A 19,021-nucleotide genomic window follows, 5' to 3' on the forward strand; every position below is an offset into this window, starting at 1 on the left:
TCTATGCGATAGAGCTAGCGCCTCGGTACGTCTTCGATCGTAATGTTCTCAGCACCGTCTGGCAAACAAATGTCCTCGGATTTCTGCGGAAAGAGAATCCTTGCTGACGAAAGTTGGCCTTCGTCGTTTGGGTATTGCAACTAGCGCGTTGAACGCTGGCTGCCCGATCGCCTCTTGCTTTAATCCGGCAGTCGGTCCAAGTCGAATTCCAACACTACCTGTTTCTCCAGGAATTCCTGCTTGATAGCGACAAGCTGAACTTCATCAACTCGAAACCCACAAGGTGTTTTGACTTGCTCTTGACACAACATCTCCCATTCCCGCCAACTAGTACAATTAGTCTCTATACCTCTGGGCTCAGAGATTGACGTCAAGTACTCGCCCTCAACCGAATAGCTCGCTGTTTCGAACCTGGGGTATTGTTGGTTTAAAGACGCTTTTAAAACGCCAACGGCTAACTTGCCAAGCTTGTCTGTCACCGGCAACAGGATGACGTTCTCATATTTCGTCCAGGCTCTTCCGTCAGCCATTTGAGCCACTCCTTCGCCGAACATGGAAACACTGAATTCTTCACCAATGGCGACAAAATCCATTCGCCCAGCCAGCTGAAATCTCCCATCGGTGCCTATGAGCCATTGGCTGTCACTGGACACTCTCATATCGTGCCCATTCTGTCGGCTCGAATGCGTTGCCCCACAAACCCAATTACCAGCGAGCGACTCTGGAACCCTGATCTCTTGTCCCTCCTTCACCAGCGACACTGGTGAAGGGGCACTGCAAGCTGTTAGCGCTACAAGGAAAAATGCCGAAGCTGGAATATGTCCATTGCGCATTGAATGACTCTTCTCAGGGTGTGGATCTCAAGCCGTTTTCGCCTCAACCAGCTCCAGCTTTTCTACCATGCGTTTTCGCATGATGAATTTCTGCGCCTTACCGGTCACGGTCATGGGGATCTCCTCAACAACCTGCACATAGCTGGGAATCTTGTAATGGGCGATCTTGCCCTTGCAAAAATCCGTCACTGATTCTTTGGTTATGGATTGCCCATCGGCATCATTCCGGCAGACTATCCAGGCACACACCGCCTCGATATATTTTTCATCCGGCACACCAAAAACCTGTACCTGGGTGACACCGGGCATGGTGTACAGATATTCTTCTATTTCACGCGGATAAACATTTTCACCACCACGTACGATCATGTCTTTGACTCGTCCGGTTATATTGCAAAAACCTTCTGCATCGAGCGTGGCCAGGTCACCGGTGTGCATCCAGCCTTGCGAATCGATACTGCCTTGCGTCTGCTCAGCATCTTCCCAATAGCCTTGCATGACCGAATATCCCCGAGTACAGAGCTCTCCCTGAGTGCCTACAGGCACGACATTCTGGTCCTCATCAATAATCTTCACACTCACATGCGGATGCACCTGTCCTACCGAGGAGACACGTTTTTCCAGTGAGTCGTTGACACTGCTCTGAAACGATACCGGACTGGTTTCTGTCATGCCGTAGGCAATCGTGACCTGATCCATATTCAGTGTGGACTGGACGCGCTTCATGACTTCAACAGGACACGGCGAGCCTGCCATGATGCCGGTACGCAGGTGCTTGAATTCGAAGTCCTTCAATTCAGGGTGGTCCAGCATGGCAACAAACATGGTAGGTACACCGTACATCGCAGTGCACTGCTCATTGCTGAGTACGCGCAAGGTGGCAAGTGGCTCAAAGCCTTCTGTCGGTACGACCATCGTTGCCCCCTTGCTGACACAACCCAGCGTACCCATGACCATGCCAAAACAATGGTAGAACGGTACCGGTATGCACAGACGATCGTTTTCAGTCAGGCCAATGGCTCGGGTGACAAAATGCGCGTTGTTGACGATATTGCGATGCGTCAGGGTGGCCCCTTTGGGCATGCCCGTGGTACCGCTGGTAAACTGGATATTGATGGCATCATCGATATCAATACTTGCTGTCAATCGATCAAGTTGCTGCAACTGCGCCTCTGTCGCCTTACCAGTACCACCTGCTATGTCATCAAAGGCGTATATGCCGGCTGCCGCATCCCCCACCTTGATCACGATCTGCAAGGCGGGCAGACGGGCTGATACCAGTTCGCCCGCCTGACAGCTATCAAGCTCGGGCGCCAGCTCGCGCAGCATGTCAACATAGTTTGATGATTTGAACTGTTCAGCCGTAATCAGCGCCTTGCAACTGACCTTGTTGAGAGAATATTCAAGCTCACTGGTCCGGTAGGCCGGATTGATGTTCACCAGTATCAAGCCAATACGCGCCGAGGCGAATTGGGCCAATAACCATTCCACCCGGTTGGGTGACCATATGCCGACTCGATCACCCGCCTGCAAACCCAGATTCAGCAAGCCGATAGCCAGAGCATCGACTCGATCGGAAAACTCCTTATAGCTCCAGCGTATCCCCTGAGCAACGAACACGGCTGCGTCCCGATTGCCATGTAAGGCAACTGTCTGTTGCAGCAATGCCGGAATACTCAGCGTCAACAATGGCTCTGACACAGGCCCTGTTACTTGCGAAAGCCCTTCCGAAGGAATACGTCCGTCCTTACTCTCGTGCTCGTCGTTGCTCATCAATGATTTCTCCCGCGTATCAGTCGCGTTGCGACCCATGCTGTACTCTATTAACAACATCGGTGCAAGTCAAAGGTTCAGACATGAAATCCCCTTGCCCCACTCCATACGATGTATTCATCAGTGGCAGTGGACCCGCCGGCAGCCTGCTCGCTATTCATTTGCAACGCTTTGGCCTCAAGGTGCTGTTGTGCGGAACTGCACGCCGATTCGATTCACTGGAAGGCATGACGGAACGTGGTGTGCTTGCCCTGCGTGCATCCGACTGCAAGAACGCCCTGGCCTCTTTGGGCCCTTTGGTGTTGCGACAGGCAAGGTGGTCAGGCGAACAATTCGGGGGCAACCAGGAATACCTGGTACAGCGTTCTGAATTTGACAAGGCCTTGTGGCAAGATGCCGGCGAGGCGGATGTTGACAGACTGCCTGGTCGAGTCGACAGAGTTATCTGGCAAGAGGGTTGCTGGCAAACTACCGTCGACAAGCAACCGATCTGCGCCCGCTATTGGGTCGATGCGCGCGGCAGACAAGCACCTGCCAATGCGATGCTGCAGCAAGCCCCGGGAATATTGGGAGTCGGTGCCTGGTGGCAAGGTGCTGCGACAACGCCTGCTGCAGGCATCACCTCCTTTGCCGATGGCTGGTGCTGGTATGCACGCCTGCCTGATGGGCGCACCCAGATGCAGATGTTCGTGGATGCCACCACGCATCGCCCACCTTCACGCGCACAACTGCGCAGCTACTACCTGCAGCTGATTTCGCAGTGTGACGAGGCGGCCGCTATTGTCCAGGACTCACACCTTTTGATTGAGCCCTATGTACGAGGCTCCGGATTGAACTATTCGGAACCCATGCCCGGCCCGTTTCATGCCCGTGCCGGTGATGCGGCGCTGGCACTGGACCCTCTTGCCGGCCATGGAATGTTCGAAGCCATGGCCTTGTCGATGACTCTGGCCAGCTGTATCCGGACGCAGCTTGATCGCCCTGAAAACGCGCAGCTCGCCATGAACTTCTACCGTGATCGAGTCCACGATGAATTCTGGCGACTGGCCCGGACTGGTCGCGATTTCTATCAATTGGAAACGCATTGGCCGGAGCATAGCTTCTGGTCTCGACGCCAACACTGGCCCGATGCCGAACCTTCTCACCCAGCCCCGGAACCGGGTATCGGGCAAATCGAAATCCGGCCAGTCTCGATCAATGGCTATATAGAGAATCGTCAGGTGGTGAGCTGCCCCGATACGCCTCGCGGCACCTGGGTGGTTGGCGAGGTTCCATTGGTAGAACTGCTGGAATACATCCGGCAGAAAGGCGGTGTTCCGGCACGTCAGGATCTGGAGGCATTCTGCGCCGGCAGCGACTGGCCGATGCAGTCGGTCGGCGCGGCCATCACCTGGCTGGCACAGCGTCACTTACTTGATCTGCGCAGTGACTGACGAGGACCTCGCACTGCGCGCACGCCATTGACGCCCATTGCCCGATTCTCCTTGAACTTGACAGTCGTTACTGTTCCAATCGGGCCCCGATACTCGTGCGAAAAACGCAACAATGCTTTCCAACAATCCTGCCCCTGCCCCTGACTCGAATGCGGGCCGCGACGCGTTCTGGAAAATCAAAGCGTCCCTGAAAGCGTGACATGATCAATAGCATTCCGCCGCAAGGCCTGGTCCTACTCTCAATCGTAGCCATTCAAGTTGGCGCAGCCGTCGCCATCCATCTTTTCCCGGTGCTCGGTGCCAGTGGCACGGTGGCCGTACGCATCATATTCTCAGCCATACTGCTAGGCCTGGCAGCACGCACCGGCTTGCGTACTCTGGTCCAGACATTCAGGCTGCACTGGAAACTGCTGGTGGTTTTTGGACTGAGCATCGCTGCCATGAACCTTTTCTTCTACCAGGCCCTCGCTCGCATCCCGTTGGGAGCAGCGGTAGCCTTTGAGTTTATCGGTCCTCTGGGGGTGGCTGCTCTGGCCTCCAGACGATTGACTCAATTTGCCTGGATAGCTCTGGCAGCACTGGGTATTGTCCTGCTATCACCACTGTCCGGTGCAGATCTGGATCCGATCGGAATTCTCTTCGCGTTGATGGCGGGTACGGGATGGGCATGCTTCATTATTTTTGCAGGCCGGGTCGGAAAGCTCATTCCGGGCAATGATGGCCTGGCGATAGGGATGGCCGTTGCAGCCCTCGCAATGATCCCCTTTGCCCTCCCTGTTGCCGGCATACTCGTCACCAACCCACTGATATTGCTTGCAAGTATTGGTGTGGCATTGCTCTCAACGACCATACCGTTCACCTTTGAATTTACCGCATTGAAACGCCTGCCGGCCCGAACCTATGGCGTACTGGTCAGCCTGGAACCCGGTGTTGCAGCGCTGGTTGGTGCCCTGTTACTGGGAGAGCGAATTGGCCTGCAGGGTATGATAGCCATCACTTGTGTGATCATTGCCGCCATCGGCATTACCCTGTCAGATGCACGAACCCCGCCTTGACTCTTGTATTGAGTCCCAGACAACCCCGATAAATTCAGACACAACATGCTTTCCTACCGTCACGGCTACCATGCCGGGAACCATGCGGATGTTCTCAAACATACCGTGCAGATTCAGTGTATCGATTACCTGTCCCGCAAAGAGACACCCTTCTGGATAATCGACACCCACGCCGGCGCCGGCGGCTATGAGCTGAACTCAGCCTTCGCTCAAAAGAACCGTGAGTACCAGAGTGGCATTGAGCGTATTCATCAGACATCCAATCTGAATTCAGCCGCTCTGCTGCGCTATCGCGATCTGGTGCGTTCGTTCAACCCGGAGAGCACCGACACGACTCAGGCTCTGAGCTACTATCCCGGCTCACCGCAGTTGTCGCAGGCATTGTTGCGCAAACAGGACAAGCTGAAGCTCTTCGAATTACATTCGAATGAAGCACCTGATCTGCAGAACCGCATGTCACGCCACAGGCGACAAGTCCAGCTGGTCCACGGCGATGGACTGGCCGGTCTCAAAGCCCTGCTGCCACCAGCCCCACGCCGTGCCCTGACGTTGATAGATCCCGCCTACGAGCTGCCAGACGATTATGCCGATGTGATCAAGGCACTACAGTCTGCCTGCACTCGCTTTGCAACCGGTGTCTACGCTTTATGGTATCCAGTACTGGACAAACCTGCCGTAAAGACACTGGTTCCCCAGCTGTGCGACACCCTCGGGCTACCCTGGCTATCGGCCAGGCTGGACATTTGCGATCCGTCCCTCGGCGGTATGACCGGCAGTGGCATGTTCGTCATCAACCCGCCCTGGACCTTGCAGCAGAGTCTGGCAGAAGCGCTGCCGGAGATGGTGTCTCTATTGGGTCAGGACAACAAGGCCAGTTACTCCCTGACCGCCAGCGAATAAGCTATACGGTATTGAATTGAACTGGAACGCCTATAAAACCTCTAGTCATTAGAGCTTTCAAGGGAGATCCTTATGGTTTTTTCGATCGGTCAACTGGGCAAGCTGACCAATACCAAGGTGCCAACCGTTCGCTATTACGAGGAAATCGGACTGATAACACCACTGGGCAGAAGTGAAGGCGGACAAAGGCGCTTTGACCAAGGCTCGGTACGCCGGCTCGGTTTCATTCGCCACGCTCGCGAACTGGGCTTTACCCTGGATGCCATTCGACAACTCCTGGGCCTGGCAGACCGCCCTGCGGCCAGTTGCGAGCCGATCGACGTTATCGTACGTGAACAGCTGGATGAAGTTGACCGGCGTCTGGCAAATCTGCAGGCCATCCGTGATGAACTAGGCAGAATGCTGTCTGAATGTGATGGTGGGGTCGCCAGCCAGTGTCGCATTCTTGAAGTGCTGGGCGATCACTCACTTTGCCTTACAGAGGATCATGCCAACCCCATTCAGGCATGAGTTGATACTACAATCATGGCACTCGGATCAGCATAAAAACTGACCAGATGATCGATAAGCGCACGAATACGGACTGTCAAATAACGATTGGGAGGATAGACCGCGTACAGGGCGAATTCGCTGGTTTCCATCTCCTCGAACAGTAATTGCAACTCGCCGCTTTTCAGAAAAGGATCGGCAACATACTTGGGGCAACGGCCAATTCCCAGACCCTGTGCCGCCATATGGGCAATGGCACGTGGCGAGTTGGCTCGAAAGCTGCCGTTAACCCGAACGGTACGTGTCCCTCCAGCACCCATGAATTTCCAGTGCTCCGGAGTGGTCGATGATTGCTGAATCAGACAATCATGAGACGCCAAGGCTTCAGGCTTTTCAGGTTCACCGTGTAATTCCAGATACTGCGAAGAGACCACCGTCACCATTCTCATATCGAGCAAGCGACGCGCAATCAGGCTCGAATCCTCCAGCTTGCCGAAGCGCACAGCCAGATCATGCCCATCCTCAATCAACGCAACCCGTTTATCCGACAGGTGCAAATCGATGCTCACCTTCGGGTGTGTCATCTGGAACGGTGCCAGTGCGGCAACCAATTCACTACTGCCAAACGCGCTGGGAGCTGAAATACGGATGCGTCCAGCCAGCTCCGAATGACGGGTCTGCACCAGGCCTTCCAGTTCCTCGAACTGGTCCAACAAAGGCTGGCAACGCTCCAGGTACGCCAGACCGATATCGGTCAGTCGCACACTTCGAGTGGTTCTGTTGAACAACTGTACGCCCAGGCGAGTCTCCAGCTGCTGAACATATTTGCTGGCAAGTTTGGTACTGATATCCAGCCGTTTGCCGCCCCCGGTAAATGACTGCTCTGCAGCCACCGCAGCGAACGTACGCATGCTTTCGATCGTATCCATGGAGCCTCCCGTCTCTGCTCACTCTATCCACATATTGTACATAATGAATCCCAGAGATGCCCATTGTCTTCATAACAGATCATGCCTACGATGCATTCACCAACAAGATCCCTTTATCCAGACGCTGATATCTTATGTCCAAGCCAATTCGTATTCACACATTTCCTCTTTCCGGCCACGCACATCGCGTCGAGCTTTTTGCCAGTCTGGCCGGCATTGCGCACGAACTCATTACGGTAGATCTGCCTAATGGCGCCCACAAACAAGCTGACTTTCTGGCGCTCAACCCAGCTGGTCAGGTTCCCGTTATCGAAGATGGGGATGTCGTTATCAGTGATGCAAACGCCATCCTGGTCTATCTGGCAAGAAAGTACGCGCCCGCCTACCTGCCACAAGAACCGGCACTGGAAGCACAAGTACAGAAATTCCTGACACTGGCAGCCGGTGAGCTGGCGTTCGGTCCCGCCGCTGCCCGATTGATTACCGTGTTCAACGCCCCACTCGATGCCGAGTTCACCCAACTCATCTCAGCCCGCCTGTTTGATAAGCTTGAAGCGCATCTGGCCGATAGAGTGTTTCTGGTCGGTGAAACCGCCACCATTGCAGACGTTGCCCTGTATAGCTATGCCGCTCATGCTCCTGAAGGCTATGTTTCACTCGAGCCCTACCCGCATGTTCGCCGCTGGCTGCAAAGCATTGAAGCTCTGGACGGCTTCAAGCCTATGCCTGCAACCAAAGCTGGCCTGCTGGCCTGATCGAGCACTGATCGACAGAAATCAGGAATATTCATGAACAAGCCCACTACAGACTCGTCGCAAGACTCGCCGTTTCACGCCGGAGAATTGCAGATCCAGGCACGCACTGGCAGCCTCGAGTCTGTAGCGGCCTTTGCACGCCAGGCCATTCGCAATTTCATGCCTGATCAGCATCGGGCATTTTTTCAGCAGCTGCCTTTTCTGGTTGTCGGTAGCGTCGATCAGAACGGCAGCCCCTGGGCCTCCATCGTGCCCGGCAAGCCAGGATTCATCCAATCGGACACACCGACCACACTTGAGATTGCAGCAAGCCCTCTCTTCGGCGATCCTCTGTCAGAGAACCTGCTACCTGGCAAGCCATTGGGCCTGTTGGGCATTGATATAACCACACGTCGGCGTAATCGCGTCAATGTGACTGTCGCCAGCAAATCTACAGAGGGTTTTAGCGCACAGGTTGATCAATCCTTCGGCAATTGCCCCCAGTACATACAAAAACGTTCTGTAGATTTCGTTCGCGATGCAGGCAAATCGGGTTCGAATGATCAGATGACCCGATTGCAAAGTCTGGATACTGCCGCCCGAGATCTGATTACAGCTGCCGACACTTTTTTCGTCGCCAGTTACGCCATCCCTCGGGATCAACCAACGACAGAAGGCGTCGATGTCTCGCACCGCGGCGGACAGCCTGGCTTCGTCAAGGTGGAAGGGGACACGCTGACCATCCCCGACTACCCCGGCAACTATCTGTTCAATACACTGGGCAATTTTACGGTAAACCCCAAAGCCGGTCTGATATTCACAGACTTCAATACCGGTGATGTTCTGCAGCTAACAGGCAGTGTTGAGATCTTGTGGGAACACGATCCTGTCGTGCAGGCATTTCAGGGTGCAGAACGGGCCTGGCGCTTCAAGCTGGATCACGCCATACGCATCAGCAATGCTTTGCCGTTCCGCTCAATACTGGAAGAATTCTCGGCCAATACCCTGCTGACCGGAAGCTGGCAACAAGCCGAAATGGCACTGGCCGCCGAAGCCCAGCGCGACGCCTGGCGCCCTTTTGCCGTCACTCGTATACAGGACGAGAGTGAAGTGATTCGATCCTTTTATCTGGAACCTACGGATGGCCACGGCTTGCCCAGCTTCGAGGCCGGACAGCATCTGACGCTTCGCGCACAAATACAGACAAGCTCGGCGGCAGTCATCAGAAATTACACCGTTTCATCAGCCCCGGGTGAATCGTATTACCGCATCTCAGTCAAACGCGAGCCTGATGGTGTCATGTCGAACCACCTGCACCAGAGCCTCAAGACAGGTGACATCATTGAGATCAGGGCACCGCGTGGTGACTTCTTCCTGGACCCCGCTGAGCATCGCCCCGCCGTATTACTCGCGGCAGGCGTCGGCATAACACCCATGATGGCGATGGCACAGCATGTTGCCAATCAGGGTGTACTGACCCGCCACACACGCGAGCTGACCATTCTGCACGCCTCCCAGTCCATCGAACAACGTGCCTTTGCCGATCAATTAAGCCAACTTGAACTTTATAGCGGAGGCAAGCTGCGATACCTGTCATACATCTCGGGGAGTGACGGGCGCATCAACACCGAGGTACTCAAATCCAGACTTGCTCTGGATGACTACGACTTCATGCTGTGCGGACCTGCCGCCTTCATACAAGCCATGTATGACAGTCTGCAGGAGCTGGGGGTGAGTGACTCCCGGATTTACGCAGAAGCCTTTGGCCCATCGAGTCTGACTCGCAGACCTGAGCCCGGTGTCATTATCGAGCAACAGCTTGACGAGGCAGACGATGCCCTCGTGCACTTCACCGTGAGTGATGTTGAACAACGCTGGAACAAAGGCGACGCTACCTTGCTGGAGCTGGCCGAAATGCATGGATTGACCCCCGCTTACGGCTGCCGTAGTGGCAGTTGCGGCAGCTGCGCCGCCACATTGGTCAGCGGCAACGTGACCTACCGTACAACACCCTCCGCGCAACGAGATCCCGATCAGGTCCTGATCTGCTGTGCCGTTCCTGCCAAGGATAGCGCGACGCTGAAAATCGCACTCTAAGTGATTCGAAAACAGAACTCCAGATCAATTGATTCACAAACCGTAGACAGAACTCCAGAATCCTCTCATCCCGATTTGCATCAGCCACCAGAAAAAGAACATGACTACTCGCCCACCCTTGCCACCCTTCACTCAAGACAGTGCCATTCAGAAAGTACGCCTGGCAGAAGACGGCTGGAATTCGCGCGACGCCGCTAAAGTAGCACTAGCCTATACCACGGATACTCAATGGAGAAATCGCTCCACGTTCGTCACCAATCGCGACGAGGCGCAGGCTTTTCTGGCAAAAAAATGGGAAAGTGAACTGGAGTACCGTCTCATCAAGGAGCTGTGGTTGCATGGCGAAAACAGAATTGCAGTTCGATACGCCTATGAATGGCACAACACGGCCGGCGACTGGTATCGCTCCTACGGCAACGAAAACTGGGAGTTTGATGACAGTGGCCTGATGCGCTATCGTTATGCCAGCATCAATGATCTGGCCATTGCCGAAGCCGACAGACAATACCACTGGCCACTGGGCCGTCGACCCGATAATCACCCCGGCTTGTCAGAATTGGGGCTCTAGCCTGTCTACAATAGACGGCTCTACCGGACATCCCTCATTCCAACACAAGGAACGCCTGTCACCACCATGCAAACCATCTCATTTTCCAACCCACCCGCCTCGCAAACCCAGAGGCGCCTGGCAGATCTGCCTGATCGAGTTGTCGAAGGCGATCCGAACCACGTGACGGAAATTCAGTATGAAAGCCCGGACAAATCCTTGCTGGCTGGCAGTTGGACCAGTACCCCGGGGAAATGGCATGCATTCACCGAGCGAGATGAATTCTGCTTCATCGTCTACGGACACTGCCGCCTGATCAGCGACACCGGAGAGAGCAACACCTACAAAGGCGGCGATGCCTTCCTGATACCCAATGGCTTCAAGGGCTACTGGGAAGTGCTTGAAGAGACCCGCAAGCACTTCGTCATCAGGCAATACTGATCACTCAGGTCGGTATGGCACCACCAGTGTAGGAATGGTTGCCCGTCGCAAAACTCTCTTTGCGACGCTTCCCAGAAATGTTTGCGAAAAGCCGTGACTGTGAGCCCCCAGAACAATCAGATCACAATCAAGTTCTCTGGAACGCCGCAGAATCACTTCCGCGGGATGCCCTTCAACCACATCGATGGAGTCTATCTGTGCTCGCACCGATTGATTCTCCTCGGCAACCGTTGGCCAGAAGGCAGTCTGTCGTTCGTCCAGCTCGGCTTTGATGTATTCACCGCGGGTGCGTAGCGCGGTCTCACGAGCAGCTTCGTCCTGAAAGAACAGCCGCATGGTTATCCGTGCATCCTCACTCATCGGTTCTGCCACATGCAGTATATGCAGCCTGGCCCCTGTCGATTTCGCCAGACTCACCGCGTGGTGCAATGCATAGGTCGAATTCTTGGACAAATCCGTTGTAAACAGAATTCGGGAAGTCGATGTCCTCATGATCATTTTTCCTGTCTAAAGCCTAGTAACCAAAAAAGCGAGGCAGCCACAGAGATATCTGTGGAACGAACGCGATGATGAAGATGGCAATCGTATTGATAAAGGCAAAAGGCAGCGCCTTGAGTGATATTTCTTCGATCGATATCTTCGATATTCCTGATGCGATGAAAAGGTTCTCACCCAGGGGAGGCGTCTGGAAACCGATACCCAGCGTACAGATCATGACCACACCAAAGTGGACCGGATCAATGCCGACGCTGTAGGCAACAGGCAGCATGACAGGCACCAGTATCAGAATGGTCGCCAGAGTCTCCATGAACATGCCGACAAACAACAGGAAAAAGATGATCAAAGTCCAGATCACATAGATGTTGTCGGTAAACGACAGCATGTTTTCAGCGATGACTGCGGGAATCTGGTTCTCTACCAGCAAGCGTCCAAACACCGTTGCGGTAAACATGATCAACAGCACCCGACCGGTTAACCATGTGGTGGTCTCCAATGCGGTAAACAGTTTTTTCCATGTCATTTCCCGGTAAATGAACGTACCGACAATCAGCGTATAGAAAATCGCAACAACAGCTGCCTCAGTAGGCGTAAAGAAACCGGAATAGATCCCCCCCAGGATGACTACAGGAGCCATCAATGCCCAGAAGCCGCGGTAGAGCTCACACCAGATTTCGCGGGCTTCCCAACCTTCGCTTGTCCCCTTGTAACCATGCTTTTTGGCCAGTATGTAATTCATGACCAGCAGACTTCCTGCAATCAGGAATGCAGGCATGAAGCCGGCGATGAACAGCTTGGGAATGGAGACGGTCTGGAATACGCCGAACTTCTCGACAGCTTCCGGTGGAGGTGGCATACCCAGAGCAGCAATACCGAAAATGATCATGGGAATCGAGGGTGGAATAACAATGCCCAGACCACCTGATGAGGCGGTGATGGCCGATGCGTATCCCTTGCTGTAACCGCGATCGATCATCGCCGGGATCATCAGCATGCCAACGGCCGCTGTGGTTGCAGGGCCTGAGCCTGATATGGCACCAAAGAACAGGCAGGCAAACACGGTCGCCGCCGACATGCCACCGGTAAACGGTCCGGCAAAACTCTCTGCCACATTGATCAGGCGTCTGGACAAACCCGCCGCCTCCATCAAGGCACCTGCCAGTATGAATGCCGGTAGTGCCATCAGCGGAAATGATCCCACCGAGGTAAAGGCAATCTGTACAAACTTGATCGGATTGTCGCCCAGATAAATAAAGGATATGAGAGTCGACACGCCCAGCGCTACCGTGATCGGTGCACCGATAAACAGCAGGGCCAGAAACGATCCGAACAGGACCAGAATGATTTCACTTTCCATTGCAGTAGGTTTCCTTGGAGTGCCCGTTAGTTTCTGTTGACGTCAAGATCGGCTTTCACCGCATCCAGATCTATGGCGTCCGGGTCACGCACATCCTCTTTGAGGATCAGCTTCTTGTAATTGACTTGTAGTATGCGAAAGGTCATGAGACTGAAGGCGATGGGCAATACGATATACACCCAGCTGAGGTGAAAGCCCATGGTCTGGGATGACTGGAATTTGTTCATCTTGTTGAAGATGAAATCGATCGACAGATAGATGAAAGTGACATTGAACGCAATCCAGAACAAATCTGCAAACGCCTCAATGTATTTGATGGCACCATCTGGCAGAAACTTGAACTGGAAGGTGACGCGATTATGCGCAGCCATCTTGGCCGCATAGCTGGCACCAAAGAAGACGAACCATACGAACATGTAGATGGATAGTTCTTCAAGCCAGGAGAACGAAAAATCAAATAGCGTCCTGACAATCACCTGCAGAAAAAGCAGGCAGACAAATATGGCCAGCAACGTGCGGCACAGATAACTTTCGATGTTGTCTACAAAATGCCAGAATCGTTTCATGGTCACCCTCAATGCAAATGGGAAAGGGAAAGGCTCCGCAATGACGGATGCGCCCAAAAATTGCCAGACCGCCAAAAAGGCACACCGGCGATGCCGGTGTCCTTTTCAGTCGTTCAGTACTTGTCAAACGGTCTTATTCAGCAACAGGGTCGCGGCCGATTTCTGCAAGAACAGCATTCAGCTTTTCGATACCACCAATGCTTTCATAGAAATTAGGCCAAACAGCCTTGGTCGCCAATTCGATGAATTCAGCTTCATCATTCTCAGGGTCACTGATCTCCATACCCTCTTCGATCAGGATATTCTTGATTTCAGCTTCTTTCTCACGCAGGAACGTAGCAGAAGCCTCTGTTGCAGCTTCGCCTGCCTTGAGAATGATGTCCTGATCTTCAGCGGAAAGCTCCTGGAAGACCTGCTCGGAAATGATCAGTGGTTCAATGGAAAAGATGTAGCGCAGGTTGGTTACATATTTCTGAACTTCATAGAACTTCATGGCATTGATGGTGGTGTACGGGTTGTCCTGACCATCCACAACTTTCGTCTGAAGTCCTGCAAATGTCTCAGACCAGGCCATCGGGGTCGGGCTGATGCCCCACGACTTGTAAGTCTCGATCATGATCTCGTTCTTGGGAACTCGAATGACCAGTCCCTGCAGATCAGCTACTGATTTAACCGGCTTCTTGGAGTTGGTCAATACCCGAAAACCGGTGTAGGTCCAGGCAACGATTCGAACGCCTGCATCTTCAATCGTGTTTTCAGTCAGCTCAGCACCGATAGGTCCTTGAGTCAGCTTCTCGGCATCTTCAAGACTGAGGATGACGTATGGCAGGGTGAAGACACCCACGCTTGGAGAGAAAGGCGTGATGTTGTTGATCGCCAGTATTGACATGTCCAGCGTGCCGATTGCCGCCTCGTTCACCGTATCTTGCTCTGAACCCAGCTGACCATTGAGAAACAAGGTGGCGGTGTGTTTGCCGTCAGACAATTCTTCCAGTGCCTTGACAAAACCCTGGCCGGTCGCCTCCTGACTACTGCCACCACTATCGCCAACGGCAACCTTGAAATTCTTGGCGGCGGCAGGAGTTGCAATCAGCGTTGCGCTGAAGGCAGCTACAGCCAGTTTCGAAAATAACTTCATATTTCTCTCCAATTGATTAGTGTTCGAGAAAACTGCCCAGTCGCTTGCTGGGATTCCTTCCTCCGCTACGAGCGTCGAATGCATTGATCAGACATCGCAACCTGCAGGACTTGCATTACCGGCCAAAGCAGGCTCAGGAACAACTGACTAGCAAAGCGCTTGAACTTTCTACGCTTCTCCACAGGTTGCTATTTGTAACGCGTATCGGAGCTGAGGTCCAGATAACTTTGACCGTGGACCCAGTCATGGATAAAGATTGGACTCAGTTCAAAATGAGGCAATCAGGCGATATTTTCCTCATTATGATGCGAACCAAGCGCAATCCATTTCTATCCGTTGTAATAGCGATCTGGTTCCACTAATGTATTTTCAGTGGCCCGTACACTGACATCGCCACTGCCTTACCATCCGCAACATGCAGTCTGGCAAGCAAGTGCGTCAATGCGACCTTGCCCATCAGACAACTATTTTCAGAACGGAACGGAAAAGGAAAAAATCACATGTCCAATGAAATCACTGCAGAAGATCTGGCGGCCACTTTTGATGCATTCAATGCTCACGACATCGATGGTGTCATGAAGTGTTTTGCTGAAGACTGCGTCTTTTATACCGTTGGTGGCCCAGAAGTCTATGGCAACAAGGTCGAAGGCAGCACGGCTATCGCCGCAGCATTCAGCGGTGTTTTTGCCGCCATGAGCGATGCACACTGGGATCATCACAGCCATTTCGTGCACGGCAATCGTGCAGTATCCGAATGGACTTTTTCAGGCACCAGTGCTGACGGTTCACGCGTTGAAGCCCAGGGAGCAGATCTGTTCACCCTTCGAGACGGAAAAATTATCGTCAAGCAGGCATTGCGCAAAGATCGCCCTGTTCAGAAAGCCTGAACCTCAACATCTTCCAATAAACCCTGACTTTCACTGCTATTAGCCGAATATTACCGTCATGCCTGATTCACTGCGTCGAAAGCACTGGCCAAAATCCAGTTACGATCCACGATATGACCCGCTAGTCGATTCAGGCCCTGGTCATAACCGGGACTATGCGCCGACGTACTGGATTGGTACTGCCGGAGAACCACCTGAAGATGACGGCCCGGTATCCGGTGACATGGACGTCGATGTCGTCATCATCGGCTCGGGCTATACGGGACTTTCCTGCGCCATCCATCTGGCCAAGGAGCATGGCATCAAGGCAACGATTCTGGAAGCCAATACGGTCGCCTGGGGTTGTTCGACTCGTAACGGCGGTCAGGCACAGATGTCTTCAGGCCGACTCAAACGTTCGCAGTGGATTGATCGCTGGGGTGTCGACGTTGCCAAGAAGTTGCACGCTGAGATCAGCGAAGGTTTTGAGGTCTTTCGCGATCTGATAGGCAGCGGTGAATTTGATTGCGAGCCCCAGGAAGGTGGACATTTCTACATCGCTCACAAGCCAGGCGTCATGGCCAAACTGGAGAAAGAAAGCAAGCTGCTGAACGACACTTTCGGCTACGGCTCTCGCATCATGGGTAAAGAGGAATTGCACGAGCGGTACGTGAAAGACCAGGAAGCCGCCGGCGCGATGTGGGAGCCTGATGGCACCTGCATTCATGCCGCCAAGCTTGCGTTCGGCTACCAGCAGCTGGCACGCAAACTGGGTGCAACTATCCATACGGGTAGTCCTGTCATGGGCTGGAAGACAGTCAATGGCGTCCATCACCTGACAACTCCCGGTGGCACAGTGCGCGCCCGTTCGGTGGCATTGGCAACGGCTGGCTATACACCGGCAGGCTTGAACAATAAAACCAAGAATCGGCTGATGCCCATTCTGTCCAATTCGATCGTGACTCGACCGTTGACTGATGAAGAGAAAGAGGCCTGCGGATTCCAGACCTGCTCACCTTTGACGGATACGCGTACGCTGCGACATTACTATCGTTATCTTCCCGATGGTCGAGTGCAGATCGGCAGCCGCAGCGCCGTGACTGGCAAGGATGCAGAAAATCCGAAACACCTGGCCTTGATCAAACACGGACTGGCGAGAAAATTCCCGGCACTCGAAGGCATAGATCTGGACTATTCATGGTGGGGCTGGGTCGACGTCAGCCACGACATGATGCCAAGAATCTTTCAGCCTGATCCGAAGCAGACTATTTACTACGCCATGGGATACGGCGGCAACGGTGTCATGTATTCGGCACAGGCAGGACGACGCATGGCGCAACTGGTGGCAGGCAAGTCTCACGGGCTCGATCTGCCTATTTTCACCTCTCCGCTTCCCAGCCATGGTGTGCTGACACCTTTCCGCCGACTAGGGCAACGGTTCATGTACGCCTGGTACCATATGCAGGACGAAATGCTGTAGCGCACGAGATTCAACGCTCATTTCGACAAGCAGATTTGAGACCGGTGTCAGGGGCTCGCAGGCCCCTGCCCGCATCGTTCGTATATTGAATAAGCTTATAACAAGAAAATATTGGAGCCCTTTTATAAACTGACCGATACTTCATGAAACCTTCAGACACGGACTTGCAGTCAAGATGGCTAGTGACGACACAGTAGAGCTCAACTACAGGCACCAATTAGCTGTAGCCCGTCATGCTATCCAAAGCACCCTGGCAATCAGTTGCAAACCGATTGTCAGCACCAAGTTCTCTGAAGAATCTGCCATTTTCCTGCATCTGGTGAGCCAGGTTCAGCCCGGCATTGCGGTCATCTGGGTTGATACAGGCTACAACACACGCGCCACCCAGTCATTTGCAAGTGAGATAACAGAAAGGCTGGATATCAATCTGCATACCTTCGAGCCACTGGACCACACCATCATCATGCCACCGGCTCTGGATGATCCAGAGCATGCAGCCTTCTCCCGGGAGGTCAAGGTAGAACCCTTTCAACGCGCACTCAAAACATTGCGTGCCGATGCCTGGTTGAGCTCGATTCGCCGCTATCAGTCCACCCATCGCAAGTCCCAGCCCATGTTCCAGACCTTGTCTGACGGCATGCTGAAAACCTCACCGCTGCTGGACTGGACTGCCGAGACCATGACACGCTATCGGCTGGAAAACCAGCTACCTCTGGGAGCTCCCTGCTTTGACCCGACCAAAGGCGAAGCCTTTCGTGAATGCGGCCTGCATCTGGATCGCAGCACGGCCTGAGCACTACAGCTTGTATCGCGTATAGACGGCTTTTGCAGGATTTCCTGCAAAGCCTGACAGGCAACTTTTGCCTGAACACGCTACATCCAACAGTAATAGGTTATTGAACCGGACTGAGCTATGCTGGCGACTTCAATCCTGTGTCGCTTGGTGCTATTCTGAATTTGATGACGAATTTCCCGACCAGCAAGCCCATCACACCAGAACTCGAACATGTCGATGTCGACGCACGTTCAGTACTGGCTTTCCAGCATGGCTTTCCCAGCCCACTGGTGCGATGGCATCGCCACGAAGACTATGAAATTCATGTCATTGTCGCAGGCGCAGGCAAGATGTTTGTCGGCGATCACGTCAGCTCATTCTCGCCCTTTCAACTGGTCCTGCTCGGACCGCAGCAACCTCATAACTGGATCAGCGAAACCGCCACTGACGAGGTTGTTGAATTGCGTGATTTTGTCGTGCAATTCCGGCGTGAGCTGGTGCCCTCCATGGCTCTCAGTGTCAGCGAACTGAGTGCCCTGCTGCCATTACTGGAACGCGCCCAGTATGGAATCGAGTTTTCCGGCCCCATTTGCCGTGATGCTGCCACCTGGTCAGAGAAAATGATCGCGAGTGACAACATCAGCAGAATCGCCATGCTGCTGGATTTTCTCGGCAAGCTCACCCGTGAAACTAACTACCGACTGTTATCAGCCACACCACCCGATGCCAGTCAAAGTGAAGAGACCCAGGACAAGATCAGCAAAATTACCGGTTATATTGCCGAACATCACGCTCGCGATCTGCGCCTGGCCGAAGTCTCTGCCATCAGCCAGATGAGCGAGAGCACATTTTCGCGTTTCTTCACCAAAGCCACGGGCTGCAATTTCAGCCGTTATCTCAACCGTCTGCGTATAGCCCATGCCTGTGAGCTATTGAGCAAGAGCGATGAGCCTGTTACCAGCATCTGCCACGACGTCGGCTACAATAATGTGGCTAACTTCAATCGTCACTTCAAAGACTATAAATCGATGACTCCTCGCGAGTATCGAAAACAGGTCAAAACTCGCTAAGAGCTCGTGCAACACCGAGCCAGCCAGCATTTTCACAGGC

General features: G+C 53.6%; 19 protein-coding genes. 12 read left to right on the forward strand and 7 right to left on the reverse strand.

Annotated elements, in window-relative coordinates; translation table 11 throughout:
* Window positions 1–179 precede the first annotated feature (179 nt).
* Window positions 180–593 carry a hypothetical protein gene (locus tag IMCC3135_RS19840; RefSeq protein ID WP_157736142.1) on the reverse strand — a complete coding sequence of 138 codons (414 nt, stop codon included), beginning with the start codon at window positions 591–593 and terminating at the stop codon, window positions 180–182.
* A gap of 267 nt (window positions 594–860) precedes the next feature.
* Window positions 861–2,606, reverse strand: a complete 1,746-nt coding sequence (locus IMCC3135_RS19845; protein ID WP_088921955.1) for an AMP-binding protein — start codon at window positions 2,604–2,606, stop codon at window positions 861–863.
* A gap of 83 nt (window positions 2,607–2,689) precedes the next feature.
* Here IMCC3135_RS19845 and qhpG point away from each other — a divergent pair, with 83 nt between their 5' ends.
* The 4 genes from qhpG (at window position 2,690) to IMCC3135_RS19865 (ending at window position 6,504) form a co-directional block, all read left to right on the forward strand.
* Window positions 2,690–4,039 (forward strand): flavin-dependent monooxygenase QhpG, encoded by a 1,350-nt coding sequence (qhpG, locus tag IMCC3135_RS19850; protein WP_088919190.1) that lies wholly within the window; start codon window positions 2,690–2,692, stop codon window positions 4,037–4,039.
* Between the two features lie 200 nt (window positions 4,040–4,239).
* Window positions 4,240–5,094, forward strand: coding sequence for an EamA family transporter (locus IMCC3135_RS19855; RefSeq protein ID WP_088919191.1), 855 nt, complete (start codon window positions 4,240–4,242; stop codon window positions 5,092–5,094).
* Window positions 5,095–5,139: 45 nt separating this feature from the next.
* A complete protein-coding gene (locus tag IMCC3135_RS19860) occupies window positions 5,140–5,994 on the forward strand; it encodes a 23S rRNA (adenine(2030)-N(6))-methyltransferase RlmJ (RefSeq protein WP_088919192.1) in 855 nt (284 codons plus the stop codon).
* A gap of 72 nt (window positions 5,995–6,066) precedes the next feature.
* Complete coding sequence (locus IMCC3135_RS19865; RefSeq protein ID WP_088919193.1) at window positions 6,067–6,504, forward strand: MerR family transcriptional regulator; 438 nt, start codon at window positions 6,067–6,069, stop codon at window positions 6,502–6,504.
* Here the strand turns inward: IMCC3135_RS19865 and IMCC3135_RS19870 are convergent.
* Entirely contained in the window at window positions 6,495–7,412 is a 918-nt protein-coding gene (locus IMCC3135_RS19870; protein WP_088919194.1) for a LysR family transcriptional regulator, read from the reverse strand. The genes IMCC3135_RS19865 and IMCC3135_RS19870 overlap by 10 nt on opposite strands.
* A 134-nt stretch (window positions 7,413–7,546) precedes the next feature.
* On the opposite strand from IMCC3135_RS19870, the gene IMCC3135_RS19875 reads away from it, so the two are divergent.
* From IMCC3135_RS19875 to IMCC3135_RS19890, 4 genes are all read left to right on the forward strand, one after another.
* A complete protein-coding gene (locus IMCC3135_RS19875) occupies window positions 7,547–8,167 on the forward strand; it encodes a glutathione S-transferase family protein (RefSeq protein ID WP_088919195.1) in 621 nt (206 codons plus the stop codon).
* Between the two features lie 33 nt (window positions 8,168–8,200).
* Entirely contained in the window at window positions 8,201–10,243 is a 2,043-nt protein-coding gene (locus IMCC3135_RS19880) for an FAD-binding oxidoreductase (protein WP_088919196.1), read from the forward strand.
* 100 nt (window positions 10,244–10,343) lie between these two features.
* Entirely contained in the window at window positions 10,344–10,811 is a 468-nt protein-coding gene (locus IMCC3135_RS19885) for a nuclear transport factor 2 family protein (RefSeq protein ID WP_088919197.1), read from the forward strand.
* 66 nt (window positions 10,812–10,877) lie between these two features.
* A complete protein-coding gene (locus tag IMCC3135_RS19890; protein ID WP_088919198.1) occupies window positions 10,878–11,231 on the forward strand; it encodes a cupin domain-containing protein in 354 nt (117 codons plus the stop codon).
* Here IMCC3135_RS19890 and IMCC3135_RS19895 read toward each other — a convergent pair whose 3' ends face one another.
* From IMCC3135_RS19895 to IMCC3135_RS19910, 4 genes are all read right to left on the reverse strand, one after another.
* Window positions 11,232–11,723: a universal stress protein gene (locus tag IMCC3135_RS19895; protein WP_088921956.1), complete on the reverse strand. Its 492-nt coding sequence runs from the start codon at window positions 11,721–11,723 to the stop codon at window positions 11,232–11,234.
* Window positions 11,724–11,745: 22 nt separating this feature from the next.
* Complete coding sequence (locus IMCC3135_RS19900) at window positions 11,746–13,086, reverse strand: TRAP transporter large permease (protein WP_088919199.1); 1,341 nt, start codon at window positions 13,084–13,086, stop codon at window positions 11,746–11,748.
* A 26-nt stretch (window positions 13,087–13,112) separates the two neighbouring features.
* The gene (locus IMCC3135_RS19905) at window positions 13,113–13,652 is read right to left on the reverse strand and encodes a TRAP transporter small permease (protein ID WP_088919200.1); all 540 of its coding nucleotides are present in this window, start codon (window positions 13,650–13,652) and stop codon (window positions 13,113–13,115) included.
* A 133-nt stretch (window positions 13,653–13,785) separates the two neighbouring features.
* Window positions 13,786–14,790, reverse strand: a complete 1,005-nt coding sequence (locus IMCC3135_RS19910) for a TRAP transporter substrate-binding protein (RefSeq protein ID WP_088919201.1) — start codon at window positions 14,788–14,790, stop codon at window positions 13,786–13,788.
* A 500-nt stretch (window positions 14,791–15,290) separates the two neighbouring features.
* Between IMCC3135_RS19910 and IMCC3135_RS19920 the strand changes: the two genes are divergently transcribed.
* From IMCC3135_RS19920 to IMCC3135_RS19935, 4 genes are all read left to right on the forward strand, one after another.
* Window positions 15,291–15,677, forward strand: a complete 387-nt coding sequence (locus tag IMCC3135_RS19920; RefSeq protein WP_088919203.1) for a nuclear transport factor 2 family protein — start codon at window positions 15,291–15,293, stop codon at window positions 15,675–15,677.
* A gap of 58 nt (window positions 15,678–15,735) precedes the next feature.
* Window positions 15,736–17,136, forward strand: a complete 1,401-nt coding sequence (locus IMCC3135_RS19925) for an NAD(P)/FAD-dependent oxidoreductase (RefSeq protein WP_088919204.1) — start codon at window positions 15,736–15,738, stop codon at window positions 17,134–17,136.
* 175 nt (window positions 17,137–17,311) lie between these two features.
* The gene (locus IMCC3135_RS19930; protein ID WP_088919205.1) at window positions 17,312–17,929 is read left to right on the forward strand and encodes a phosphoadenosine phosphosulfate reductase domain-containing protein; all 618 of its coding nucleotides are present in this window, start codon (window positions 17,312–17,314) and stop codon (window positions 17,927–17,929) included.
* Window positions 17,930–18,096: 167 nt separating this feature from the next.
* A complete protein-coding gene (locus IMCC3135_RS19935) occupies window positions 18,097–18,981 on the forward strand; it encodes an AraC family transcriptional regulator (protein ID WP_157736143.1) in 885 nt (294 codons plus the stop codon).
* Window positions 18,982–19,021: the final 40 nt, after the last annotated feature.

Origin of the sequence: Granulosicoccus antarcticus IMCC3135, assembly GCF_002215215.1 — a bacterium.
GTDB classification, from domain to species: Bacteria; Pseudomonadota; Gammaproteobacteria; order Granulosicoccales; family Granulosicoccaceae; genus Granulosicoccus; species Granulosicoccus antarcticus.